This is a genomic window from Bacillus sp. PPSBB_11 (assembly GCF_038023285.1).
GTDB classification, from domain to species: Bacteria; Bacillota; Bacilli; order Bacillales; family Bacillaceae; genus Bacillus; species Bacillus altitudinis.
The window spans coordinates 3,449,476-3,474,606 of record NZ_CP150633.1 but is presented as its reverse complement, the minus strand read 5'-3'; the positions used below and the strand labels follow the sequence as shown (position 1 = coordinate 3,474,606).

The 25,131-nt window shown below is 41.4% G+C and carries 29 protein-coding genes; 23 read left to right on the top strand and 6 right to left on the bottom strand.

Annotation, left to right across the window (positions count from 1 at the left end; translation table 11 throughout):
• Positions 1–30 precede the first annotated feature (30 nt).
• Entirely contained in the window at positions 31–837 is an 807-nt protein-coding gene (gene ypjB / locus V7L95_RS16995) for a sporulation protein YpjB (RefSeq protein ID WP_008344572.1), read from the top strand.
• A gap of 30 nt (positions 838–867) precedes the next feature.
• Here ypjB and V7L95_RS16990 read toward each other — a convergent pair whose 3' ends face one another.
• Positions 868–1,740, bottom strand: coding sequence for a YitT family protein (locus V7L95_RS16990; protein WP_003215598.1), 873 nt, complete (start codon positions 1,738–1,740; stop codon positions 868–870).
• Between the two features lie 137 nt (positions 1,741–1,877).
• Here V7L95_RS16990 and V7L95_RS16985 point away from each other — a divergent pair, with 137 nt between their 5' ends.
• The 17 genes from V7L95_RS16985 (at position 1,878) to V7L95_RS16905 (ending at position 16,833) form a co-directional block, all read left to right on the top strand.
• A complete protein-coding gene (locus V7L95_RS16985) occupies positions 1,878–2,213 on the top strand; it encodes a nucleotide pyrophosphohydrolase (RefSeq protein ID WP_008344575.1) in 336 nt (111 codons plus the stop codon).
• A gap of 5 nt (positions 2,214–2,218) precedes the next feature.
• A complete protein-coding gene (gene dapB / locus V7L95_RS16980) occupies positions 2,219–3,022 on the top strand; it encodes a 4-hydroxy-tetrahydrodipicolinate reductase (RefSeq protein ID WP_017359745.1) in 804 nt (267 codons plus the stop codon).
• A gap of 17 nt (positions 3,023–3,039) precedes the next feature.
• The gene (gene mgsA / locus V7L95_RS16975) at positions 3,040–3,459 is read left to right on the top strand and encodes a methylglyoxal synthase (RefSeq protein ID WP_035702930.1); all 420 of its coding nucleotides are present in this window, start codon (positions 3,040–3,042) and stop codon (positions 3,457–3,459) included.
• Positions 3,446–4,150, top strand: coding sequence for a bacillithiol biosynthesis deacetylase BshB1 (gene bshB1, locus V7L95_RS16970; RefSeq protein ID WP_024718519.1), 705 nt, complete (start codon positions 3,446–3,448; stop codon positions 4,148–4,150). Before mgsA ends, bshB1 begins: the two co-directional genes overlap by 14 nt.
• A 2-nt stretch (positions 4,151–4,152) precedes the next feature.
• A complete protein-coding gene (bshA, locus tag V7L95_RS16965; protein WP_046527071.1) occupies positions 4,153–5,298 on the top strand; it encodes an N-acetyl-alpha-D-glucosaminyl L-malate synthase BshA in 1,146 nt (381 codons plus the stop codon).
• A complete protein-coding gene (locus V7L95_RS16960; protein ID WP_017367495.1) occupies positions 5,291–6,493 on the top strand; it encodes a CCA tRNA nucleotidyltransferase in 1,203 nt (400 codons plus the stop codon). Before bshA ends, V7L95_RS16960 begins: the two co-directional genes overlap by 8 nt.
• Entirely contained in the window at positions 6,466–7,449 is a 984-nt protein-coding gene (locus V7L95_RS16955) for a biotin--[acetyl-CoA-carboxylase] ligase (protein ID WP_340967492.1), read from the top strand. Before V7L95_RS16960 ends, V7L95_RS16955 begins: the two co-directional genes overlap by 28 nt.
• Positions 7,450–7,648: 199 nt before the next feature.
• Positions 7,649–8,488 carry a 3-methyl-2-oxobutanoate hydroxymethyltransferase gene (gene panB / locus V7L95_RS16950; RefSeq protein ID WP_017367493.1) on the top strand — a complete coding sequence of 280 codons (840 nt, stop codon included), beginning with the start codon at positions 7,649–7,651 and terminating at the stop codon, positions 8,486–8,488.
• The gene (gene panC / locus V7L95_RS16945; RefSeq protein WP_056704660.1) at positions 8,485–9,351 is read left to right on the top strand and encodes a pantoate--beta-alanine ligase; all 867 of its coding nucleotides are present in this window, start codon (positions 8,485–8,487) and stop codon (positions 9,349–9,351) included. The genes panB and panC overlap by 4 nt, the downstream gene beginning before the upstream one ends.
• Positions 9,344–9,727 carry an aspartate 1-decarboxylase gene (panD, locus tag V7L95_RS16940; RefSeq protein ID WP_113747231.1) on the top strand — a complete coding sequence of 128 codons (384 nt, stop codon included), beginning with the start codon at positions 9,344–9,346 and terminating at the stop codon, positions 9,725–9,727. Before panC ends, panD begins: the two co-directional genes overlap by 8 nt.
• Before the next feature lie 115 nt (positions 9,728–9,842).
• On the top strand, positions 9,843–12,635 hold the full coding sequence (gene dinG, locus V7L95_RS16935; RefSeq protein WP_129548355.1) for an ATP-dependent DNA helicase DinG: 2,793 nt from the start codon (positions 9,843–9,845) through the stop codon (positions 12,633–12,635).
• Between the two features lie 132 nt (positions 12,636–12,767).
• Positions 12,768–12,938: a YpmA family protein gene (locus V7L95_RS16930; protein WP_008344594.1), complete on the top strand. Its 171-nt coding sequence runs from the start codon at positions 12,768–12,770 to the stop codon at positions 12,936–12,938.
• Positions 12,939–12,950: 12 nt separating this feature from the next.
• On the top strand, positions 12,951–13,436 hold the full coding sequence (gene tseB / locus V7L95_RS16925; RefSeq protein ID WP_035702939.1) for a cell wall elongation/penicillin-binding protein regulator TseB: 486 nt from the start codon (positions 12,951–12,953) through the stop codon (positions 13,434–13,436).
• A gap of 116 nt (positions 13,437–13,552) precedes the next feature.
• Positions 13,553–14,845, top strand: a complete 1,293-nt coding sequence (asnS, locus tag V7L95_RS16920; RefSeq protein WP_026050104.1) for an asparagine--tRNA ligase — start codon at positions 13,553–13,555, stop codon at positions 14,843–14,845.
• A gap of 97 nt (positions 14,846–14,942) precedes the next feature.
• Positions 14,943–15,647: a DnaD domain-containing protein gene (locus V7L95_RS16915; protein ID WP_017367489.1), complete on the top strand. Its 705-nt coding sequence runs from the start codon at positions 14,943–14,945 to the stop codon at positions 15,645–15,647.
• 17 nt (positions 15,648–15,664) lie between these two features.
• Positions 15,665–16,327, top strand: coding sequence for an endonuclease III (gene nth / locus V7L95_RS16910; protein WP_008344602.1), 663 nt, complete (start codon positions 15,665–15,667; stop codon positions 16,325–16,327).
• Positions 16,324–16,833 (top strand): YpoC family protein, encoded by a 510-nt coding sequence (locus V7L95_RS16905; RefSeq protein WP_017367488.1) that lies wholly within the window; start codon positions 16,324–16,326, stop codon positions 16,831–16,833. Before nth ends, V7L95_RS16905 begins: the two co-directional genes overlap by 4 nt.
• A gap of 35 nt (positions 16,834–16,868) precedes the next feature.
• On the opposite strand, the gene V7L95_RS16900 is transcribed toward V7L95_RS16905, so the two are convergent.
• Both V7L95_RS16900 and recU read right to left on the bottom strand, forming a co-directional pair.
• A complete protein-coding gene (locus V7L95_RS16900; RefSeq protein ID WP_340967479.1) occupies positions 16,869–19,559 on the bottom strand; it encodes a PBP1A family penicillin-binding protein in 2,691 nt (896 codons plus the stop codon).
• Between the two features lie 19 nt (positions 19,560–19,578).
• On the bottom strand, positions 19,579–20,214 hold the full coding sequence (gene recU, locus V7L95_RS16895; protein ID WP_017359733.1) for a Holliday junction resolvase RecU: 636 nt from the start codon (positions 20,212–20,214) through the stop codon (positions 19,579–19,581).
• A gap of 46 nt (positions 20,215–20,260) precedes the next feature.
• On the opposite strand from recU, the gene V7L95_RS16890 reads away from it, so the two are divergent.
• Complete coding sequence (locus tag V7L95_RS16890) at positions 20,261–21,217, top strand: DUF2515 domain-containing protein (RefSeq protein ID WP_136944852.1); 957 nt, start codon at positions 20,261–20,263, stop codon at positions 21,215–21,217.
• A 23-nt stretch (positions 21,218–21,240) separates the two neighbouring features.
• On the opposite strand, the gene sspM is transcribed toward V7L95_RS16890, so the two are convergent.
• A complete protein-coding gene (sspM, locus tag V7L95_RS16885; protein WP_017359731.1) occupies positions 21,241–21,345 on the bottom strand; it encodes an acid-soluble spore protein SspM in 105 nt (34 codons plus the stop codon).
• Between the two features lie 196 nt (positions 21,346–21,541).
• On the opposite strand from sspM, the gene V7L95_RS16880 reads away from it, so the two are divergent.
• The 3 genes from V7L95_RS16880 to V7L95_RS16870 all read left to right on the top strand — a co-directional run bounded on the left by V7L95_RS16880 (position 21,542) and on the right by V7L95_RS16870 (position 22,766).
• Positions 21,542–21,775 (top strand): DUF5446 family protein, encoded by a 234-nt coding sequence (locus tag V7L95_RS16880; protein WP_224558417.1) that lies wholly within the window; start codon positions 21,542–21,544, stop codon positions 21,773–21,775.
• Between the two features lie 58 nt (positions 21,776–21,833).
• Entirely contained in the window at positions 21,834–22,205 is a 372-nt protein-coding gene (locus V7L95_RS16875; protein WP_017359730.1) for a YppE family protein, read from the top strand.
• A gap of 108 nt (positions 22,206–22,313) precedes the next feature.
• Positions 22,314–22,766 carry a YppG family protein gene (locus tag V7L95_RS16870; RefSeq protein ID WP_017359729.1) on the top strand — a complete coding sequence of 151 codons (453 nt, stop codon included), beginning with the start codon at positions 22,314–22,316 and terminating at the stop codon, positions 22,764–22,766.
• Positions 22,767–22,787: 21 nt separating this feature from the next.
• Here the strand turns inward: V7L95_RS16870 and V7L95_RS16865 are convergent, their stop codons facing one another.
• Positions 22,788–23,207 carry an Hsp20/alpha crystallin family protein gene (locus V7L95_RS16865; protein ID WP_340967473.1) on the bottom strand — a complete coding sequence of 140 codons (420 nt, stop codon included), beginning with the start codon at positions 23,205–23,207 and terminating at the stop codon, positions 22,788–22,790.
• A 168-nt stretch (positions 23,208–23,375) separates the two neighbouring features.
• Between V7L95_RS16865 and V7L95_RS16860 the strand changes: the two genes are divergently transcribed.
• Positions 23,376–23,882 (top strand): PTS glucose transporter subunit IIA, encoded by a 507-nt coding sequence (locus V7L95_RS16860; protein WP_265786119.1) that lies wholly within the window; start codon positions 23,376–23,378, stop codon positions 23,880–23,882.
• Between the two features lie 51 nt (positions 23,883–23,933).
• Here V7L95_RS16860 and V7L95_RS16855 read toward each other — a convergent pair whose 3' ends face one another.
• Complete coding sequence (locus tag V7L95_RS16855; RefSeq protein WP_234823400.1) at positions 23,934–25,052, bottom strand: NADH-dependent flavin oxidoreductase; 1,119 nt, start codon at positions 25,050–25,052, stop codon at positions 23,934–23,936.
• Between the last annotated feature and the right edge of the window lie 79 nt (positions 25,053–25,131).

The window sequence follows — 25,131 nt, the reverse complement described above, 5'->3', positions numbered from 1 at the left end:
CTGTATGGAGAAAGGCTAGGAGGGACTTGCATGAAACGAAAGTCAATCGCGATGATTCTATTATTATTTCTTGTCTTGCATCCAGCTGCTGCAAAAGGTGAGGAAACAACAGCTGCTAAAGCGCTGCAAGAATTAACGGAACTATCAGATTCAATCTTTCAATTAACGAGACAAGCTAAATATGATGAGGCATTACAAGTTGCATTGTATGCTGAAAAGACATTTAAAGCTGAGAATTGGCGCGGAACTTTGACGAATACGCAGGTTCGGCAAATTACACTTGGCTATCAAGATATCATTAAAGGACTCCCGCAGGAAGACTTAAATGAGCGCGAAAAACTTCGGTATGCCTCTCAGTTTAGAATGCTTCTCGATGCGATACAATCAAATTCAGAACCTCTTTGGGGATCTCTCGAGAAGCCGATTATGGGGTCTTTTCCGACATTAAAGAAAGAAGTAAAAGATCCAGAATCGACGACGTTCTATGAAACTTGGAATGAGCTGGTTTCATTGTATGATATGATTTATCCGAGTTTAACCATTGATATCTCGCCTGAAAAGCTGCAAACGATTAAGCAGCACATGGAAGTAATTGAACAAGGTGAATTTTTAAAAGCATCGAGTGGGACAAAGCTTGAGCGTCTCACGAAACTCGAAGAGGATTTATCAAGTGTGTTTGCGAACGTTGATCAAGATGAAGCGGATCCATCGCTTTTATGGGTCATTTTAACAACAGGAAGTATGATTTTACTCACTTTAACGTATGTTGGGTTTAGGAAATACCGTGCTGAAAAAGAAAAAAAGCAAAAGAGACAAGCCGATTATCCAAAGTCATAAAAAAAGAAGCACCGTTATCGGGCTTCTTTTTTAATGGGGATTGAGCGGCTTTTTATGTTCATCTAATGTGAAGCCTTCACCAAGTACGTCATGCACGTCACTCACTGATACAAAGGCATGAGGATCGACGGAAGTTACGACGCTCTTGAGGTGGACAAGCTCATTTTTTGGAACGACGCAGTAAAGGACGTTGCGTTCCTGTTTCGTATAGGAGCCGACACCCTTTAAAATGGTCACTCCACGCTCCATTTCCTCTGTGATTTTCTTTTGAATGATGTCATCCTTTTCAGAAATAATCATCGCTCCTTTGGCAGCGTAAGCGCCTTCTTGCATGAAGTCGATGACTTTTGCAGCAACAAATACGGCAACAAGTGTATACATGGCTTCTTTGTAATTTAAATAGGTGAGAGAGATGGTAATGACGCACGCGTCGAAGATAAACATCGTTCTTCCCATTGCGACTTGATAATGTTTGTTGATCAATCTTGCAATAATGTCAACGCCGCCTGTTGTCCCGCCGAATTTAAAGATGATTCCGAGGCCTGTTCCGATAAACACACCTGCAAAAAGTGCGGCTAAGGCTAAATCGTGCTGAAGAGGCATATGTATTTGAAAGCGCTGGAAGATGGCTAGAAAGACAGAAAGACTGACGGTTCCGACAATTGTATATGTAAACATGGTTCTTCCAAGCATTTTCCAGCCGATAAAAAAGATCGGAATGTTTAACACAAGGTTTGAAATAGATGGATCAATGTGAAATAGAAAATATAAAAGCAGTGTGATACCTGTAAATCCGCCTTCCGCCAAGTTGTTCTGCATATTAAAATGAACAAGGCCGAAAGAAAAAATCGCAGATCCTATTAAAATAAATACGATATTTTTAAGACGAATTTCTTTTAGCAAAAGATCACTCCTTTTTTTGCTTAGACAGCGATAATATTATATGGTATGGAAGAGAAACAAGCAAACTGAGTTTTAAACATTTGTCAAATATTTATGATTTCGCTAACATGTAAGAGATGGATAGGAGGATGAGCTTCATGACGAATGAAAAAACGCTGCGTCACGTGCAGCAAGAAGTAGATGATTACATAGGACAATTTAAAGAAGGCTATTTCAGCCCGCTTGCCATGATGGCCCGTCTGACAGAAGAATTAGGTGAGCTGGCAAGAGAGGTCAACCATTACTATGGAGAAAAGCCGAAAAAAACAACGGAAACAGAAAAAAGCATGGAAGAAGAAATTGGCGATGTGCTGTTTGTGTTAACATGCCTTGCCAATTCACTCAATATATCACTTGAAGAAGCCCATGATCGTGTGATGCATAAATTCAATACAAGAGACAAAGACCGCTGGACGAAAAAAGAAGGGAAGTAGAGAAGATGACGAATCAAACCATCAAAGTCGTAATCGCTGGAGCAAGAGGAAGAATGGGGATAGAGGCTGTCAAGCTGGCAGAAGAAACAAGCCATTTTGAACTGGTAGCAGCACTTGATCACACACATGAGGGGAAAAAGCTATCTGATGTGCTTCATACAACATCTGATGCGCCCATTTATACGGATATTGACGTGTGTCTTTCAGAAACAGCACCGGATGTATTAATTGATTTGACGACCCCAGAAATCGGGAAAGTACATACAAAAAAAGCCCTTGAACATGGCGTACGTCCAGTCGTAGGCACAACAGGTTTTTCAGAAGACGACCTAAAAGAACTTCAGCAATTAACAGAAGAAAAAGGGATAGGCTGTATTATTGCGCCTAACTTTGCTGTTGGTGCTGTTTTAATGATGAAGTTTGCCAAAATGGCAGCAAATTATTTTCCTGATGTTGAAATCATTGAGCTTCATCATGATAAAAAATTGGACGCTCCGAGCGGTACAGGACTAAAAACAGCTGAAATGATCGCAGAAGTAAGAGAAAGCAAAAAGCAGGGGCACCCTGAAGAAAAAGAACTAATCGAAGGTGCACGAGGAGCAGATTATGATGGCATCCGCCTTCACAGCGTAAGACTTCCAGGCATGATTGCACATCAAGAAGTGCTGTTTGGAATGGACGGACAGACGCTCACGATCCGTCATGATTCTTATAACCGTGCATCATTTATGTCAGGTGTGAAGCTTTCTGTTGAACAGGTGATGCATATTGATCAACTCGTCTATGGCTTAGAAAATATTATCGACTAATAAGGAGTGGACCCCTGATGAACATTGCTTTAATCGCTCACGATAAGAAAAAAAGTGACATGATTCAATTCGCCATTGCGTATCGAGATCTTTTGGCAGATCATACACTTTATGCAACAGGAACCACAGGTTTAAGAGTGAAAGAAGCGACTGGGCTGCCCATTCATCGTTTCCAATCAGGACCACTTGGAGGAGATCAGCAGATCGGTGCTATGATTGCTGATAATGCAATGGATCTTGTGCTCTTTTTTAGAGACCCTCTCACTGCACAGCCGCATGAACCGGATGTATCTGCACTCATCCGGCTTTGCGATGTGTATGCCATCCCATTAGCAACCAATATGGGGACTGCTGAAATTTTAGTCAGGAATTTAAATAAAGGTACGTTTGATTTTCGAGATGTAGCAAAAAACGGAGGAACGCATGAAACCACTTGATATCCTTGCATTCGGTGCCCATAGCGATGATGTAGAGATCGGTATGGGTGGAACGATTGCAAAATACGTAAAAAAAGGGGCACGTGTTGGGATTTGTGACTTGACTCAGGCTGAATTATCTTCAAACGGAACGGTTGAAAGCCGAAAAGAAGAGGCCAGAGCAGCCGCTGCCATTTTAGGCGTCACGACTCGAATCCAGCTCACGTTGCCAGATAGAGGACTTTATCTGAATGACGAAGCGATGAAAGAAATTGCAGGTGTCATCCGAACATACAAACCGAGACTTATTTTTGCCCCGCACCACCAAGATCGACATCCTGATCATGGTCATGCGGGTTCACTTGTAGAAGAGGCCGCTTTTTCTGCAGGTATACATAAATTTGAAGATTCATACAAGCAGCCAGCGCATAAAATAAGCCAGATGTATTATTACATGATTAATGGCCACCATCGTCCAGATTTTGTGATCGATATCTCAGACGAGATGAAGCAAAAAATTGATAGCTTACATGCGTATAAAAGCCAATTTGTCAAAACAGAGAGTTCAGTGGAGACACCGCTTGTAAATGGTTATATCGATTTTGTCAAAATGAGAGAGTCGATGTATGGAAGGGAAGTCAATAAACCTTTTGCAGAAGGGTTTCTGACAAAGAAGCCACTTTTGATGGACGATGACTTACTTGGGGGGTAATTATGAAAAAATTGAAGATCGGAATCACTTGTTATCCGAGTGTTGGCGGTTCGGGCATTATTGCCACAGAGCTTGGAAAACGTTTAGCTGAAAAAGGGCACGATGTTCATTTCATTACCTCAAGTATTCCGTTTAGACTCAATAAAGTGTATCCGAATATTTATTTTCATGAGGTGGATGTCAATCAATATGCTGTGTTTCAATATCCGCCTTATGACCTTGCACTGGCAAGTAAACTCGCAGAAGTGGCAAAACGAGAGAAGCTTGATATTATTCATGCGCATTATGCGGTCCCTCACGCCGTCTGTGCGTTCTTAGCTAAGCAAATGACTGGACAGTCTGTCAAAGTCGTCACCACGCTTCACGGGACGGATATTACGGTTTTAGGCTATGACCCATCTTTAAAGGAAGTCATCCGGTTTGCGATCGAATCATCTGACCGCGTAACGGCTGTATCACATTCATTAGCTGCGCAGACATACGATCTGATTAAACCGAATAAAAAAATTGATACGATCCATAATTTCGTCGATGAGCGCGTATATTTGCGTGAAGATCACGAAGTGCTGAAGACGCATTATGGTCTTCTGCAGGATGAGAAGGTCGTCATCCATGTATCAAATTTCCGTAAAGTGAAGCGGGTGCATGACGTGATCCATGTGTTTAAACAGATTTCTGAACAGGTGAATGCAAAACTGCTACTGATTGGGGACGGACCTGAAAAATCGGTTGTTTGCGAGCTTGTGAAAAAGCTTGGATTAACGGACCGCGTGTTATTTTTAGGAAAGCAAGAGAAAGTGGAGGAGCTCTATTCGATTAGTGATTTGAAGCTGCTGCTTTCTGAGAAAGAGAGTTTTGGTCTTGTACTACTTGAAGCAATGGCATGCGGAGTACCTTGTATAGGAACAGACGTTGGAGGAATTCCAGAGGTGATTGCACATGGAGAGACAGGATTCCTTGTTCCGCTTGGTGATGTAGATGGAGCAGCAAAACATGCCATCACTATTCTGAAAGACAATGCGCTCCATCAGCAAATATCGATGGCAGCCCAGTCTAGTGTGGAAGCCAATTTCTCTTCTGACAAAATTGTGAGAGAGTATGAAGAGCTTTACTTAGAATTGATCGAAGGTGATGTTGAAGATGAATGAACCATTCACACATGCGATCCCTATTTTACATACACTGCACGAACATGGGTATCAAGCTTATTTTGTCGGCGGTGCGGTGAGAGATGTCCTTTTAGGCAGGGAAGTTGGGGATATCGATATTGCGACAGATGCCACACCTGATGTGGTGGAGTCTTTATTTGATAAAACAGTAGATGTCGGCAAAGAGCATGGCACTGTTATTGTTTTACTTGACGGGGTCAGCTATGAGGTCACTACGTTTCGGACTGAATCAGAATATGAAGACTTTCGCCGGCCTAAAGAAGTGGCGTTTATTTCATCACTAAAAGAAGATCTTTTAAGAAGAGATTTAACGATCAATGCAGTAGCCATGGATATTCATGGTGACATCATTGACCATGTAGGCGGCAAGCGGGATATTAAGCGAAGACGGATTCAAACGGTTGGAGATCCTGCGTGCCGCTTTCAAGAAGACGCGCTTCGGATGATGAGAGCGGTGCGGTTTTTAAGCCAGCTCGGGTTTGAGCTTTCTAAAGAGACGGAAGAAGCAATGAAAAAAGATAAACATCTGCTTGCCAACATCTCTGTTGAACGCAAAAAAATCGAAATGGAAAAACTTTTAAAAGGCCGCTACTGTGAGCAAGCCATCAAGGTGCTCATCTCCACCAAATTGTATGAAGAATTGCCCGGCCTCAAAAAGGATCAGCTGAATGAAACGTTCCAAGCTTTCCCGTATTATTTATTGGATGGGTTAGATGAGGTGTGGGGAGCCTTTATCCATTTACTTGGTCTAGATGAGGCGGAGGCGGTGTCCTTTTTAAAAGAATGGAAGTTATCAACGAAACTTTTAAAAGAAGCCGTTGCTATTAGCAAATATGTTGATTGTGACTGGGATGCGGAAAAAATGTTTGAAGCTGGTGAACATGTCCTGCTTTCTAGTATGAAAATCACGCAGCTCAAACATGAGCGTCGCATTTTCTTTGATGAGCTGGAGGCGGCGAAACGTTCATATGATGCGCTGCCGATTAAACAGCTTCAAGACCTTGCAGTGTCAGGAAAAGATTTGATGGCCTTTCGGCAAAAGCCAGCTGGTAAATGGATTGCAGAAGAGCTTGCTTCTGTGAAAAAAGCCGTTTTGCAAAACCAGCTTGAAAACCGAAAAGAAGCCATAGAGGAGTGGCTCATAGCGTGCGATCAGCGATTAGAAAACGATTAATTGAACTATTTACAGCATCTGAGCAAGATTTTGTCTCAAGCCAGCAAATATGTGATGAGCTTGGCTGCTCCCGAACGGCAGTATGGAAGCATATAGAGGATTTGCGAAAAGAGGGATATGAGGTCGAGGCGGTCAGAAGAAAAGGATACCGGCTGCTTCGTAAACCGGACAAAATTAGTGAAGACGAAATTCTGTTTGGTTTGGAAACAGAGCTGTTTGGCAGGCATATTTATTTTCAAGAAGAAGTCGCCTCAACTCAGCTCATTGCCCATGACCTCGTCAATAAAGGAGCCCCGCACGGCTCGCTTGTTGTCAGTGATCATCAGACAAACGGAAAAGGACGCCTTCAAAGAACGTGGCACTCACCAAATGGGACAGGCATATGGATGAGTTTGATTCTCCGGCCAGAAATACCGCTGCACAAAGCGCCGCAAATGACGCTTTTAGCATCTGTCGCGATCGCTGAAGCCATAGCGCAGCAAACGGGTCTCAGTCCATCGATCAAATGGCCAAACGATATTTTGCTAAACGGAAAAAAGGTCGTTGGTATTTTGACTGAATTAAAAGCAGAAGCTGACCAAGTTCACGCAGTCATTATTGGTCCAGGCATTAACGTGAATCAGACGGCTAATGATTTTCCTGAAGAATTAAAGGATGTTGCGACGAGTTTGCAAATGGAACTGGGTGAAAAGGTAGACAGAGCGGCATTGATTCAAACCATCATGTCCACCTTTGAAAAAAGGTATGATGAATATATGACTTATGGTTTTGCTCCGATCAAACAATTATGGGAATCGTATGCGATGACCATTGGAAAGCGTATCATCGCACGCACCGTCAATGTACAATATGCTGGAACGGCGCTTGGGATTAATGATGAAGGCGTTCTTTTACTCGAAACGGAAGGCGGAATCCAAAACATCTACTCCGCTGACATTGAGATCAAGTCAACTTAAGTGGAACACCCGGCACATTTTTGATATACTTCGTGTGGGCAGTATCTGAAAAAGAACTGTACCTGTTAGGAAGAAAAATTCGATAAATTTCTGCCTTGATCCTAAGGGACTTGGACAGAGGGATGATTCGTCTGCACATGAGAGATAAAAGCGTGTGAGATCAGACAAGCCATCTCCTCTCCAGAATGAGGAGGAACAAATGAAGACAAAGTTAGATTTTTTCAAAATGAAAGAACAAAACGAACCTATTGTGATGCTGACAGCATACGACTATCCAGCTGCAAAGCAAGCGGAAAAAGCGGAAGTCGACATGATCTTAGTTGGTGACTCTCTTGGGATGGTTGTCCTTGGACTTGATTCCACAGTGCAAGTGACGATGGATGATATGATTCATCACACAAAAGCAGTCAAAAGAGGCGCAAAAGACACATTTGTTGTGACGGATATGCCATTTATGTCTTATCATTATTCATTAGAAGAAACGATGAAAAATGCAGCACGCATTATGCAAGAAAGCGGTGCTGATGCCTTAAAGCTTGAAGGTGGAGACGGAGTATTTGAATCCATCCAAGCACTTACAAGAGGCGGTATTCCTGTTGTAAGCCATTTAGGGCTCACCCCCCAATCAGTTGGTGTCCTTGGCGGCTATAAAGTGCAAGGAAAAGACAAAGAGAGTGCACAGAAATTGATTGAAGATAGTCTGAAATGTGAGGAAGCAGGCGCCATCGCCCTTGTGTTAGAGTGTGTACCTGGTGAACTGACAAAACGGATTACTGACATGCTAAAGATTCCTGTGATCGGAATTGGGGCAGGGGCTGAAGCAGATGGACAAGTTCTTGTTTACCATGATGTGGTAGGGTACGGTGTGTCTAGAACACCTAAATTTGTGAAACAATACGCGCAAATCGATGCTGTATTAGAAGAAGCGCTCATACAATATACAAAAGAAGTAAAAGCACGCACATTCCCAGAGGATGCTCATACCTTTCATATGAAAGAAGAAGTCCTTGATGGTTTATATGGGGGGACTAAGGAATGAAGGTTGTCTCCCATATTCATGAACTAAAAAAAATGATCAAGCAGCATCAAAAGAAGCAGCATTCCATTGGATTTGTCCCTACAATGGGTTTCCTCCATGAAGGACATCTGACGCTTGCAAAAGAAGCAAGAGATCAAAATGACATCGTAGTGATGAGCATCTTTGTTAATCCATTGCAATTTGGACCGAATGAAGACTTTGAATCCTATCCAAGAGATATGGAAAGAGACCAGCGTCTTGCCGAAGAAGCTGGAGTAGATATATTATTTACACCTGAAGTGAAGGAAATGTACAAAGATGAGCCGTCGATTACGATGACTGTTCAAAAGCGTACAGACGTCTTATGCGGGAAGAAACGCCCAGGACACTTCGACGGCGTTGTCACGGTGCTGACAAAGCTGTTTCACCTTGTCGCACCAACCAATGTATACTTTGGTCTAAAGGATGCACAGCAAGTCGCTGTTATCGATGCGATGATCAAGGATTTCTTTTTTGATCTTCACCTTGTGTCTGTTCCTACTGTTCGAGAAGAAGACGGTTTAGCGAAAAGTTCAAGAAACGTGTATTTGTCTGAAACAGAAAGGCAAGAAGCACCTGCTTTATACCGGGCATTAAAAAAAGGACAGACAGCTGTAGAAAAGGGTGAACATGATGTAAATCGTATTTATCAATTAGTGGAAGAGGAGATTCTTCAAACGAGTGGAGAAATCGATTATATTGACATTTACTCCTACCCAGAGCTTGAACCCCTTCAGCACTTAACGGGCCAAGTGATCATTGCCATTGCTGTGAAGTTCTCCCGGGCAAGACTGATTGATAATGTGATTTTCCATGTTCCTGAAAGCGGTGAAAAGCATGTATAGAACTTTTATGACCTCGAAACTTCATAAAGCGACAGTGACTGAAGCAAACTTACACTATGTAGGCAGTATTACGATCGACGAAGATTTGCTTGATGCGGCAGGCATGATGGCAAATGAGAAAGTGCAAATTGTCAATAATCACAATGGTGCTAGACTTGAAACATATATCATCCCTGGAGAAAGAAAGAGCGGTGTCATTTGTTTAAATGGTGCGGCAGCAAGATTGGTTCAGCCAGGAGATGAAGTCATTATTATCGCTTATGGGCTGTTGTCAGAGGAAGAAGCGAAATCGCACACACCTAAAGTGGTCGTGTTAAATAAACAAAATCAAATTGAACAAATGATTGGGCAAGAGCCTGCGAGAACGATTTTATAACGCATGCTCACATGGAAACAGAACAGTTTTATCATAAGGAAGCTGTTCTGTTTCAGCTATATTGCCCAGAGTGTGTTTCACTATGAGTGGAACGAGGAATTGAGGTGTCCATTTTATGACCGATCAAAGGTTTGTTGTCGTTGATATTGAAACCACCGGGAATTCACCAAAAAAAGGTGATAAAATCATTCAAATTGCTGCGGTGGTCATTGAAAATGGACAAATTGTCGAACGGTATTCAAAGTATGTGAACCCAGGGAAAACGATTCCTGGATTTATTGAACAGCTGACAGGTATTAAACAGCACATGGTTGATGACGCGGTGTTTTTTGAGGACATTGCCCAAGAGGTGTATGATCTCATACAGGGCGCTTATTTTGTTGCGCACAATGTTCATTTTGATTTGAACTTTTTAAACGATGAACTAAAAGCATGCGGGAAAAATGAGCTGGATGTGCTAGCGATTGATACGGTTGAAATTTCTAGAATTCTTTATCCTGAGCTTGAAGGTTATAAGCTAACTGAATTAAGCGAAGAGCTCATGCTTCCACATGACCACCCGCACAGGGCGGATAGTGATGCGGAAGTTACTGCCATGTTATTTTTAACCTTATTACATCAATTAAGGAATACACCGCCAAATGTGTTAAAACAGCTGCGCAGATTATCCTCTTATCTTCTAAGTGATATAGGACTTTTAATTAAGCAGCTTGAAACCAATCACACGAGTCAGGATGATTCGCTTGTAGAAGTAGGATCTTTTGCTGTGAAAGATGTGACCAATCCTATCACTGAATCGACATATGCAGTAGGTGCTGACGACGAGCAGCTGTTCGAGGAGATAAAAGAGAAACTTCCTCAAACATTAGAAGGCTATGAAGTAAGAGAAGGCCAGCTCACGATGATGAACAAAGTAAGAGATGCGTTCCATGAAAGAGCTTATGCGTTAATTGAAGCGGCGCCAGGAATCGGGAAAACACTCGCTTATCTTATACCAGCTGCTTTAGAAGCAAAGAAATCAGGAAAACCTGTCATTATCAGTACATATTCTATTTTACTACAGCAGCAAATGCTTCAGCGCGATGTTCCGCTACTCAAGCAATTGCTCCCATTTGAGCCAGCCGCCAGTGTGTTTAAAGGGCGGGCACATTATATTTGTTTAGATAAGTTTGAGCATGTCCTGCATGAGGAAGATGATAACTATGATGTTGTCTTAACAAAAGCGCAAATTTTAATGTGGCTCCTTGTCACTGAAACAGGTGATTTGTCTGAACTGAATTTACCGTCAGGAGCTGCAAATATAAAAGACCGTATCTCTTGTGTACACATGCCATTTACATCGAAAAAACGCCGTTTTAAAGAACATTGTTTTTATGAACGGGCTAAACGAAAGGCTCAAACCGCTGACTTAATTTTGACGAATCACCGTCTGCTTTTATCCCAAACGGAAGGAGCCTCTATCTTTCAGGATGCAGACGTCTATGTGATTGATGAGGCCCACCAATTTGAAAAAACAGCCAATGAAACGCTAGGTGACAGTGCGTCTTATATCCAGCTTCATGCGAAATTAACGCAGCTTGGCTCTTTGCATGGCGGGCTGCTTAAGAAATTGAAAAAGAGATTTCATGGGGCAGGTTTATCAACTGACACCTTTATTGAAATGGACGAGTATCTTCAGCAGCTGCAGATGGAAAGTGACGCATTTTTTAGTACCGTACATTCTTTTGTCAAAAGGACAAAACCAAAAGCGGACATCAATCGTCTCATTCATAGAGTCCGTCATCATTCAAAACATGCTCAGTGGGTCCGAATTAAAGAATCAGCGAGTAAGCTTTGTTCATTATTGATTGCTTGTGAGAAACTGTATGAGCAGCAAAAAAATGAGTTGCTTCACAAAAGTGATCAGTTCATAGAGCAGTTTGCATTTGAAGCAGAAGAATACGATCAAGTGATGTCATTTATGCAGACATTCTGCAGTACGCTGTACCGGTTTATCTTTGAACCAAACAATGATGAAACCGTTTGGATTGAGATTGATGCAAAGGGTGCCAAGAATGCTGTCTTTATGCACGCGCAACCGCTAGATACAGGGGAGTTGCTAGCTGATCGGTTCTTCATGAACAAAAAAAGCGTCGTCCTCACATCAGGGACGCTTACCATCAATCAACGCTTTGATTATTGCTTGGAACGATTTGGCCTGCAAGATTTTTACCCGCACCTTGTCCAAATTGATTCACCTTTTGAACTTGAAAAACAGCTTAAGGTCGTTGTACCGGCTGACATGCCGCCGATCACAAACCGTGATGAACGCGAATATGTGAAGCAAGCTGCAACATATATTAAGATCATGGAAAAGCAGGATCAAGCGAAAATATTGGTGTTATTTAATTCACATGAGATGTTAAAAGCAGTGTATGAAGAGTTGAAATCAGAAGGTATGCAATCGGCCTTGTTTGCTCAAGGTTTGACAGGCGGAAGCCCTGTAAAATTGACAAAAATGTTCAAATTGGCGAAGCAGGCCATCTTGCTAGGAACAGGGAGTTTCTGGGAAGGTGTGGATTTTCCTGGCTCAGAGCTAACGACCGTCATTATGGCAAGGCTTCCTTTCCGACCGCCTGATTCACCGCTCATTGAAGCAAAATGTGAAGCGGCAAAAAAACAGGGGAAGAATCCGTTTAAAGCCGTCGCTCTCCCGGAAGCTGTGTTAACTTTTAAGCAAGGAGCAGGCCGCTTGCTGCGTTCGGAAAAAGACATCGGAACATTGCTGATTTTAGACCGCCGAGTGAAAACCGCTTCGTATGGAAAACTATTTTTAGAATCACTTCATCATGCGCCAGTTCACGAGATGTCCAAAGAGTCGCTTGAGGCGTATATAGAAAAGCTTAACAACGAAAAGCCGCTGTCATAAGCGGCCTTTCACTGGTGTGGGTTTGGAGTTAATTTATCGTAACGGCTTTTTATGTTCCGTTGTAAAAATAGTATCGGTTCTCACATTGAAAAGTATGACTAACAATATTTACGTACCGAGGAGGAATTAGAAGTGGAAAGTAAAATAGAGGTACTTTCAACTGTTCAAATTAAGCATTCAGAAGACCTATACAAAATCGTCGATTTGCTGAACAGAACGCTTAAAAGGGAAGATCTTATGTTTGGATTAGCATTAGATCAAGAAGATCAAAATCAAGCGATATTTACCATATATCGCACATAGGGGAAGCTTGACATGAAAAAAATAGTTTGGATTATTTCATCCGTTGCTGCGCTCGTTTTACTCATTGGCATCATTAGCTTTTCGTGGATTTATCAAATGGCCATGGGACAAAAAGAAGAAGGTCATGAGTCAGCGATTGAACGAGCAAAAAAGCAAGCATCATTAGCACAAGTAGAGCAAGTGGATACCTTTGTTGGGAAAGAAAAGCAATTTATTGTGGAAGGTAAAAACAAACAAAATGAAGCGATCTATGTGTGGGTACCTGCCAGCAAAAAAGAAAAAGTCATTGCTAAAAAAGCAAAAGAAGGCATTACTTCAAACCAAGCAGTACAAGCCGTTCAAAAGGAGAACACCATTTCTAAGCTGAAAAATGTTCAATTAGCAAGAGAAGGTGACGTCCTCCTTTGGGAAGTAACGTACTTAAATGAGAACAGCCAATATAGTTTCAGCTATGTTGATTTTACGACAGGACGAGTGGAAAAAAATTTAACACCGTAGTTTCTTCTGTCTTGCGTTGACCATGCTGATTTAGAACGGTTATAATAAAATGTATGAAAAAAGAATCACACCTATTTAACAAGGTGAGTTTCTTTCTGGCTTTGGAGGGAAATATGTTGAAAACAACTATTAATCAAGTGTTCAAACACGTCGATGAAGAAGTAACAATCGGCGCATGGATTGCCAATAAACGTTCAAGCGGGAAAATTGCATTCTTGCAGCTTCGCGACGGGACAGGCTTTATTCAAGGAGTCGTTGTAAAAGCAGAGGTGGAAGAGGAAGTCTTTAAGCTTGCGAAATCAGTGACACAAGAGACATCGGTCTATGTCACAGGACAAGTAACAAAAGACGAACGTTCACCACTTGGTTTTGAATTACAAGTGAAATCCATTGAAGTGATTCACGAAGCAACAGATTACCCAATTACACCAAAAGAACATGGAACAGAATTCTTAATGGATCACCGTCATTTATGGCTGCGTTCTAAAAAACAGCATGCCATTATGAAAATCCGTAATGAAATTATTCGTTCTACATATGAGTTTTTCCATCAAGAAGGCTTCGTGAAAGTGGATCCGCCAATCTTAACAGGAAGTGCTCCTGAAGGAACAACAGAGCTGTTTGCTACTAAATATTTTGATGAAGATGCATACCTTTCTCAAAGTGGACAGCTTTACATGGAAGCTGCTGCGATGGCACTCGGAAAAGTATTCTCATTCGGTCCAACATTTAGAGCTGAAAAATCGAAAACGAAACGTCATTTAATCGAGTTCTGGATGATCGAGCCTGAGATGGCATTTGTTGAATTTAATGAGAACCTTGAGTACCAAGAAAATTATGTGTCTCACGTTGTTCAAAGTGTACTTGAAAATTGTAAAGTAGAACTGCACACACTTGGCCGTGATACAGCAAAATTAGAAAACATCAAAGCACCATTCCCGCGCATCACATATGATGAAGCGATTAAATTCTTGCAGGATAAAGGATTTGATGACATTGAATGGGGAGATGACTTCGGTGCGCCGCACGAAACAGCGATCGCCGAAAGCTATGATAAACCAGTCTTTATCACTCATTACCCAACCTCATTAAAACCATTTTATATGCAGCCTGCACCAGACCGTGATGATGTCGTCCTTTGTGCAGATTTAATTGCGCCAGAAGGCTATGGAGAGATTATCGGCGGTTCTGAACGTGTTCACGATTTAGATCTGCTTGAAGCAAGGTTAAAAGAACATGGGTTAGATCAAGAAACGTACAAATGGTACACAGAATTAAGACAGTATGGTTCTGTACCACATTCAGGTTTTGGTCTTGGACTTGAACGAACAGTTGCTTGGATTAGCGGAGCGCCGCATGTGCGTGAAACAATTCCATTCCCAAGATTATTAAACCGTTTATATCCTTAAGACGTGAAAGCCTCCAACATATGGAGGCTTTTTCAAACGTCTTAAGGACAGCACGTATGAGAAAACGTGATATACTGAAAGTGAAGAGGTGTATCCGATGAAAAGGCAGCAATTTATAGAAATGCAGAAAATGGGTTCGACCAGTTTACCTAATTTGCTGATTGCTCATTATGAGCAGTTAGGACTGAATGAATCACAAATGATGGTCATGTTAAAGATTAAAATGAATGAAGAACAAGGCGTCTTTTTTCAGACATTTGAAGAGCTTTCACATGGTATGACCATTTCGGCCGAAGAATGTGCTTATATGGTGCAGTATTTGATTCAAAAAGGGTTTATTTCGATCCAGCCGTTTGAAGACAGGTCTGGTATTCAGCATGACCGGTACTCGGTAGAACCCTTATGGGGTGTGCTGTATGACTTTTTAGAAGCAAAACAGGCGAAAGACGTACAAAAAAATCATGTGCAGGCTGAAAAGTCTTTATATGCGCTATTTGAAGATGAGTTTGGCAGACCACTTTCTCCTCTTGAAGGGGAAACACTCTCGATCTGGATGGACCAAGACCATCATGATGCTGAGATGATTCGTCTTGCTCTAAGAGAAGCCGTTTTATCAGGAAAATTAAATTTCCGCTATATCGATCGAATTTTATTTGAGTGGAAAAAGAAAGGGCTGAAAACAGCGGAAGAAGCGAAAGAGCATAGCCAGCATTTCCGTTCGCAGCAAAAAGCCCCACCTTCAAAAGAAGAAACATCTTCTTATAAACGACAAGTTCCTTTTTATAATTGGCTGGAACAATAACCAATAAAGGAGAAGGCATGTTATCAAAAAAACAAATCAATGAATGTTTAGATATTATAGGAGATATGTTTCCAGAGGCTGAGTGTGAGCTTGTTCATTCCAATCCATTTGAACTAGTGATTGCTGTCGCACTCTCAGCACAATGTACAGATGTTCTAGTGAACAAAGTGACCAAACATCTATTTCAAAAATATAAAACACCAGAAGACTATTTAAGTGTGCCGCTTGAAGAGTTGCAGCAGGATATTCGTTCGATCGGTCTTTATCGTAATAAGGCAAAAAACATTCAAAAATTAAGCCAAATGCTGATTGAAGATTATGGCGGTGAAGTGCCAAGAGATCGAGATGAGCTAATCAAGCTCCCAGGGGTTGGACGGAAAACAGCAAATGTCGTTGTGTCTGTCGCTTTTGGAATTCCCGCCATTGCAGTAGATACACATGTCGAGCGTGTCAGCAAACGACTTGGGATTTGCCGCTGGAAGGATTCTGTTCTTGAGGTAGAGCAAACCTTAATGAAGAAGGTGCCAAAAGAGGATTGGTCCGTGACCCATCATCGTCTCATCTTTTTCGGCAGATATCACTGTAAGGCGCAGCGGCCACAGTGTGAATCTTGTCCACTTCTTGATATGTGCAGAGAAGGGCAGAAGAGGCTGAAAAAAGGGCTGGTGAAGCTGGCATGAGCGGAGTAGCTGTTTTCACCTCATATGTCGAAAAGCTAAAAGAGAAAAAGGTAGAGATCAGCGGCGAAAAAAAGGATATATTAAGAACCAATCCACTCGCATTTGATCTATCTTCAGAACCTTTACTAGATGAGCAACCGTGGCAGAAAACGGAAGAATTTGTTCCTTTAATGTTTGATCTGTGGAATGAATTAAAAGACAACATGCTTCCTCGCTTTCAAACGAGAAAATCTCGGTGTGAAGAGGATGATATGCTGCAAGGCATTGTCAGTATGATTGCAATGTTTTACTGGATCAAAGGAGAGAAGCTTCAAACCATTGATTGGGAGGAAATTAAACAACAGACGTTTCCAGTAGCCCCCATTAACTGGACAGAACGATTAGAGTTTATTTTGCTTAAACCTACCCAATATCATTGCTTTATTCAATTGGACGAGTTATACACAGAGCTCAAAAAGCAGTATGGAAAATACGAAGCACTCAGAAAGTTAAAACAAAATCGTTAAAAAAGCACTTGCCACATAGGGCAAGTGCTTTTTTGTTACTCGTCTTCTTTGCGAGAAGTAGAATTTGACTGAGTATTTGAGCTTTGAGAATTGGCTTTCTCGTCGTCTTTCTTTTTATCTTTATTGGCATCACTCTGTGAGTTGCTGTTCCCATTTGAACTGTCTGAGCCATCACTTGAACCGCCATTGCCGTTTTCGGTATTTCCGCCTTGATCTTGATCTTTTTTATCATCAGGCTTCTGCTCATCAGTGCCTTGGTTTTGATTATCATCTGTTTGATCTGTCTGTTCATCATCAGGTTGCTGTGGCTCTTCTTCTTCTTTGTTCTCATCATCTGCTTTTTCTTCCTCTTCTTCGTCATCTTTAATGGTGAGGAAGGTAGAAGCAGCTTTACTTGTGACATCGTCTACAGTCGCTGTCACTTGGAATTTATAGGTGGATCCTGGCTTTACATCAGAGATGACGGCTTCTTTAGAAGAGCTGTTTTGAATGTCTTTATAGCCGCCATCATCGATCGCTTGCTTCACATTAAATGTTGCATCTGCATCGTCATCATAACCCCAAGTGAGTGTAATCGATTTTTTCTCTTCATCATACACCGCTTTTAAGTCAGATGGTTTGTCAGCTTCTTTCTTTTCATATGTGTCAGAAACTTTTGTTGGGACAGTTCCTTTGACGAAGTATTCCGTTGTCTTCTTATCACTTGGTGTGTTTGGTCCAGCTAACTTCGCTGGATCTGATCCTTTTTCAACCGTTGCTTCAACGACACTGTCTGGCTTTTCAAATGAGCCGCTTCCATCATCAATTTGAGAAATTAATTTCTGGAAGACCACTTTGGCAACACGCTGCTCATAATCCGTGAGCCACATTTTGCCGTCTGCATCTTTTGAGTTGCCGATTCCGGTCCACACAGCTGCTGTGTATTGCGGTGTGTAACCGACAAACCATGAATCTTTCGCACCGCCAGAAGGGATGTTGTATTTATTAATATCATCTTGTGTAAAGTTGGTTGTACCTGTTTTACCAGCTACTTGAACATTCGGTACTTGTGCGAGTGTACCTGTTCCAGATTGTACAGCAGTTTTCAGCATATCTGTGATCATAAATGCAGTGTAATCACTCATGGCTGCTTTAGAGTCTGGCGTTAAGTCAAGCTTCGTTCCGTCATTAAATTCAACAGACGTTACGGCATGCGGTTCATTATAGTATCCGTTGTTACCGAATGCACTAAATGCACCAGCCATTTTAAGTGAAGAGACACCTTCGTCAAATCCGCCGATTGAGTAAGACTCAGGAATGTCAGAAGGTAAGTCCAGACCTAAGTTATTGGCGAATTGAACAGCATTATCTGTACCAGCTTCTTGGAAAGCTTTTAAAGCAGGGATGTTTCGTGATTGTGCCAAAGCACTTCTCATCGACATTTTCCCTAAGTGTCTTCTGTCAAAGTTGTTAATTGGTGTACCGTTAGAGTACGTATAAGGCGCATCATCAATTTGCTGATATGTTGACCATTTTTTGTTTTCAATAACAGGGCCGTAATCTAAAATTGGTTTGATTGTAGATCCCGGCTGGCGTTTTGCATCAGTGGCATAGTTAAAGCCGCCGGCTGGTACATCACGTCCACCGCCAATGGCACGAATTTCACCATTTTTTGTATCTAGCAGGGTGACTCCAGCTTGCATACCTTTCGTAAATCCGGCTGAATCCCCATTGATGATGTCATCCAGATGATCCTGTGCTTTTCGATCAAGAGAAGTATAGATTTTTAATCCATCTGTTGATACATCTACTTTGGCTTTTTTCTGTACTTCTTCCATGACTTCTTCAATATAAGCAGAGTACTTACTTGAGTTTTGACTCTTATATTTATCAGCTGAAACAACGGTTTTGCTGACAGGTGTTGCTTTTGCTTCCTCATAATCTTTTTCTGAAATATAGCCTTGTTTTTTCATTAGGCCTAAAACGATATTACGGCGTTTTTCCGCTGCCTCTGGATGTTTCACAGGGTTATAGGCAGAAGGACTTTGCGGCATACCCGCAAGTGTAGCAGCCTGTGCTACAGTTAGTTTATTTAAATCTGTCACTCCGAAAAATTGTTCAGCCGCTTTCCCAACCCCATAAGCATAAGGAGAGAAGAAAATACGGTTTAAATACATTTCTAAAATTTCATCTTTAGAGTATTTTTGCTCAAGCTGAATCGAGAGCCACACTTCCTGAACTTTACGTTTTAACGTCTTTTGATTGTTAAGCAGGGAGTTCTTCACAACCTGCTGTGTAATCGTACTTCCACCTTCTGCTCCAAAACCGTCCTCGACGTTTGCGACAAGAGCACCGCCAATACGGATAGGATCAATCCCGTGGTGTTTATAAAAACGTGCATCCTCAGTGGCAATAAACGCATCTTTTACCACGTCGGGTATATCTTTAATTGAGACATACGTTCTTTTTTCCGCCCCGACTTCTGCAAAGACTTTTTTGTCTTTATCGTAAAGTTTTGAAGAATACGGCGTTTTTAGCTTGCTATCATCAATAGAAGGAGCGCTTGATGCAAAAACGGCAAAAGTTGTGATTCCGGCTACTAAACAAAGAAGACCGATCACGAGTAAAGATAAAAATATTTTTTTAAATAGACCTGCTTTCTTTTTGCCTTTTTTGTTCTTTTGCTTCTTATTGTTTTCTTGACTTGCTTTACGTCGCTGTTCACGACTTGTAAATTGATCAGACATCACATCTCAACCTTTCGTGTTAAACCTTTTTCGAACGTAAATGTTGCTTGCTGTCATCCGAAAAATGAAGTGTCTCCACTACTTTAATATAATCAATTCTTGGCGAATATCCAAGTGTCATGAGGTGACCTGCTTCCATTAATTCATCTTTGCTAATGGATTTTCGGCCGTTTTGCTGCTGCCGCTCCCAAAAGAAGAAGAGGTCAGTAGCGGACAAATAATAAACGGAACCAAATGCGGATATAATAACAAAACAAATACCGCCTTGCTTTTCAACCTGTTTCATATGCTCAATTTGATGGTCGTGGAAATTTTTGAGTGGAAACGAGGTGGTGCTTTTGGTTTCCTTTGCTTCAAAATCGATATAACGCCCTTTGTATACCCCGTTGTAGTCTGTTGTGGAGGATTGTTTAAAATAGGCTTCTTTAATGACAGCAGCGCTTCTTTTTGGATAATCCACATTGACAATTTGAACAGGGGTAGGCTTTTTATGAATGACTGCGATCCCGTTGACCAAATAGTACTGGTTCGTTTCATTTAAGTCAGCTTCAAGCGTCATCCCGCGGTTACTATAAGATGATTCGCCGCTGATTCTTTTTTTTGTCCCAATTTGTTGAATGGGCTGATACGATTTTCCGTTAGGATACCGAATCATCAAGTTTCAGCCTCCTTTTAATGCATTTTGTATTGGAGAGATCACCATGTTGTCACAACAAGAGCACATGATTACCCAGCATATTTTACATGAAACGAAAGCGAAAAATAAGGACAATCTGACAAGGACAAATGCGTACAAGCGCTTTTATGACCGTCATCCAGAGATGAAATGGTCTCTGCTTGCTTCTTTTGTCTCCAGAAATGCTGGATGGTCGATGACAGATTTAAAAGGCGAGCTCTTCCATCCGGGTTTAACGGATCAGCAAGGGCGTCTGTTCTTTACAGCGTATGAAAGAGCGAATTGGCTGATCTTTTCAGATGCTTACCCGCAGCTTCTCTTGTATGAATGGTCAAAAAGGTGCCGCAAACCTTTATTTCATCTGCTGCCCCATTTCGGTGTGTCACGTTTTATGAACGCTGAATGGGAACGATTTTGGCAAAAGCGTGACACAGAGCGATTGCTGCATGCACTCATCATAAATGAACAATATACTATACAATCTCCTATTATACAAAATCCTCTCCTGAAAAAGAATGTTTTTCACTCGATTCAATATCTTTTCAGCGAGTGGGCACATTTTCAAACCGTCGTTTTTCCGACAGTAGACGGGCATTTGTACGGCTTAACCATACGAAAGTTTTCCCAAGTAAAAGAGCGCATTACGTTAGGGAAAAAACTAGCAAAACTATTGTTTCGAGCCGATTTGTTTTCGGATTTTTATCATTTTTTGCATACCGTGCCGCATACGGGATCTCGATTTGATTTTGAACCGTTTTTAGGGATTGCGCGAAGGTCAAGCCCTTTCCTCAGAACGGTGTATCCAGTCATGACACATTCATTAGACGATCGAAGGGAAGATTGGTTTCAAAAGAAATTGAGTCCATCCTTGTTTGAAGCAGAGCGTTTACCAAAACAAATTGAGCTGACCGACTGGTATTTTCATAAAAAAAGGCAGCTTCGTTTTCTTTTCTCATTAGAACACTATTTTTTGCATAAATAAAAAGCAGGGGGTACCTGCTTTTTTTACGTGGATGGACGGTTAGGGCCGCCGAGCTTTTTATCAAGCTGATCTGTACTGTTTTCTTTCCCTTTTGTTTTTTGCTCTTTTGGTGCTTGCTGCTTTTTCATGACATCTACCTCCTTTGTCCTTAGAATTTACACAATCGGACGCGATCATACAAAGAAGGACAAGCACGTGTCGAAATGGAAGAAATTGCGCTTATCTTCACTTAGATTGGCGATTTAGTTCTAGTTTTGTCATGTATGAAGGAGGGAGCAAAAGAAAAGAGAATGTAACGAGAGATGATAAAGGAGGAATCTGATGATGAGCGAATTTGTATCAAAAGAATCCATTATGCAGTTGTTAGAGGAAATTGAGCGAAAGATTGATGCGGTGGAAGAAGAACTGTCTTTAGCTGTCAAAAAAACAAAAAACGCTGCCGTAGAGGAGCAAGAACAAATCATTGACCGTCTTGAATCTGAAGTGAAGGAATGTGAATTGAAAATTCATGCAGCAGAGTATAAGCTGCAGGCAAGACCCGCATATCACGCCGGATAGCTTTTCTATTTGAGCAATAAGTAAACGTTTGATAGGATGGTTCATAGAGGTGAACACTTTGGATAATCAAACATTACTTAAACATACACAAGAGTTGATCACGTGGATCGAAGAAGCATACGAGCAGTACCTAAAGGGAAAGGCAGAAGAGGAATACCCAGTTTATGATTTTTACAACGATATTCAACCGGCCGTTGTCAAATTTGATCAGCAAATGGAAGAGTGGCTTACTGCTGCTACCTCATTTATTCATCAGGCCAAACCTAGATACTTACATCAAGAACAGCTTGAAGCCGTCCAAGAAAATGGAAAAGAGGTTGTGCTGCAATCTTATTTTGGCAAACAGCATGCACCTCGTGTGAAAAATTTAGTTGAGTCAGTGATTTATACACTGAACCTTTTAATAGAAGAAATCAACAAACGCAGCTGATGAAACAGCCTGCGTTTTTCTTATGGCTGCTGTAGGCACATCTTCTGCTTCCTGAACATAATATATCATTGACTTCAATATGTTTTCAGAGCGAGAGGAGCGAGATACATGTTCCCTTATTCAAACCAGCCATCTTATGAAATGAATCAATTTCAGCAACGGCCTTTTCCGTATCCAGATATGCAGCAGCCTCCGCAGCCTCCAGAATATTTCATGCCCCCATATCAAGGTGAAATGAACCAGCCGCCGTCTGCAGGCTATCAGCCGCCTTTTGGATATCAGGAAAACTTCCAGCCTTATCAGCCGCAGCCTGAAGCAATGAATCAGCCGCAAATGCAGCCGCCCGGCATGATGCCTATGCAGCAGCCTATGAATCCTTATCCTTTGCCAAGGCCGCAAAAACAGCAATCATCTCAATTTAAAAGTGTGCTGTCACAATTTAAAAAAACGAATGGGCAATACGATTTTAATAAAATGTTTGATACTGCTGGACAAATGATGAGTACAATGAATCAAGTGGGCTCATTGGCGAAAGGATTTACTAGTATTTTTAAAGCATAGCAAAACCCAATAGATATACATCTATTGGGTTATTTGTTTTGGCGCAGTCACACGAAGTGATTGATCTTTCCAAACGCTCTTCATATTGGTTTCATCTATTTTTGCAGGCATTAAAATGGTTTTGGTAAAGCTCGAATAGGAGGAAGTCGTGTCTGTTTTGATTTTTTCCTGTACCGATAAGTGTAAATATTGCGCTTTCACTTCTAGTGCGATATCACCTTCGACAAAATGGTCTGGAAATCGAATCTCAATGTATACATATTGATCATCTTCTGTCACATCGGTTGTAATGGATGCAAGTGAATGGCTCGTGGTCATCAGCGCCTCTGCACTATTTAAAATGTCGTGAAACGGCGATGATGCAAAAAATTGTTCAATCGCTTCATATAGAATGTCTTCATTTGCTAACAACTCGTGTTTATTTTCACTTTCATGTTTCATTTGAATCACCTCTCATCTACAGCCTATGCAAAAGGGGCTCAGGCGGTTATCAATTGATGAGAGGAAAAAATTATGATTAAATAGTGTTGAATGAAGCAAGGTGTATGGGCGTGAAGGTTTATACGCTGAATAGATCTAGAAGCAAAGCTTGAAGGGAGCAAATGAACATTGCTGAAAAAATTATTCGGTTTCGGAAAAAACCAAGATGATGTAAAGGAAGAAGTCATTTATTCTCCAGTTGATGGAGAGTTAATGGATATGACCGATGTACCAGATCCCGTTTTTTCTCAAAAGATGATGGGAGACGGCGTAGCTGTAAAACCAAAAAACGGCACCATTGTGTCACCAGTAGATGGTGAAATTATTCAACTCTTCCATACAAAACATGCAATTGGGATTCGAACACTCTCAGGGCTTGAGCTTCTGATTCATATCGGACTTGAAACGGTTGGATTAAATGGTGAAGGCTTTGAAGCACACATAAAAGAAGGGGATAAAGTGAAAGCAGGTGATCCTCTCATTACGTGTGATTTATTGCTGATTGAGGAAAAAGCGGCAAGCACAGTGACACCAATTGTCATCATGAATGGTGATTTAGTAGAACATCTTGACAAAGAACCTAAGGGCTCTGTAGAAAAGCAGACGTCCAAGCTTTTTACAGTAAAAATGAAATAATCCAAAAAAAAACTACCCTGAGTTGATAGGGTAGTTTTTTGATTGAGGACATTAATCCTCCATTGGAACCCAGCCTTTACTTGCTTCCATGACAGTCCATAAACCCTCTGGAATCATGTACTTGTCTTTTTGACTGCGTTTAATGACGGTTTCAATCTCGTTTTCTCTGCCTTCTTTAATCTTTACTGCCCAATCGGGATCAACAATGACTTCTCTTGCAACAGCGATGAGTGGAATCCCTTGATTGTATGCATTAAGTGCATCTTCAGCTGTAATGACGCTGCCGACGCCGATGAGTGGAAGCGTGTCACCACAGCGCTCTTTTAATAACTCCATCCGCGTCTTACTTGTATCAGCACCACGTCTTGCTTTAGCGTCAATCTCCATTAAAGAAATATGCAAGTAATCAAGGTTTTTTGTCTTAAGTACGTCCACTAAAGTAAATGTTTCTGTCATGGTTAAACCAGGTGTTTCTGGTTCTTCAGGTGATAATCGATACCCAAAGATAAATGGTTTTGTTACATGCTCTTTGATTGCTTCTTTCACCGCATCTACAACTGCAATTGGAAATGCGAGACGTTTTTCTTCGCTTCCGCCCCATTGATCTGTACGCTGATTACTATGCGGTGAGTAGAATTGCTGTAATAAATATCCGTTCGCTCCATGGATTTCGATCCCATCAAATCCTGCTTGGATTGCGCGCCTTGCTGCTTCTTTAAATGAGTCGATGATGTGAGGAATTTCTTCTTCTGTCAAAGCTCTCGCAATTTGTTTTCCATCTTTAAATACATCACTTGGCGCAACGACATCACCGTTTGGGACTAAATGAGGGAGAGCCTGAGAGCCGCCATGATGAATTTGCATAATGGCTTTTGTTCCTTTCGCTTGAATCGCAGAAGCAAGCTTTTGAAGGCCAGGTATATCTTCATCCCTTGCAATAGAAGGCTGTCCTTCAAACGCCTTACCATCTGGCGTTACGTTTGCACATGCGGTGATGACCATGCCCATTTCGCTTGATCTAACGGTAATAAAATCAATTTCTTCCTTTGAGATCGTGCCATCTTCATGAGAACCGAAGTGTGTCATTGGTGCAACGACTAAACGGCCATCAATAGAGGCACCCCCTGGGAATGTAAAAGGTTCAAATAAAGGCTTAAATTCGTTTTTCAATCTGATCATCTTCTTCCTTGATAAAATCATTTCACTATAGAAGTGTAATAGATATTGTTACAACACATCAAAATATTTG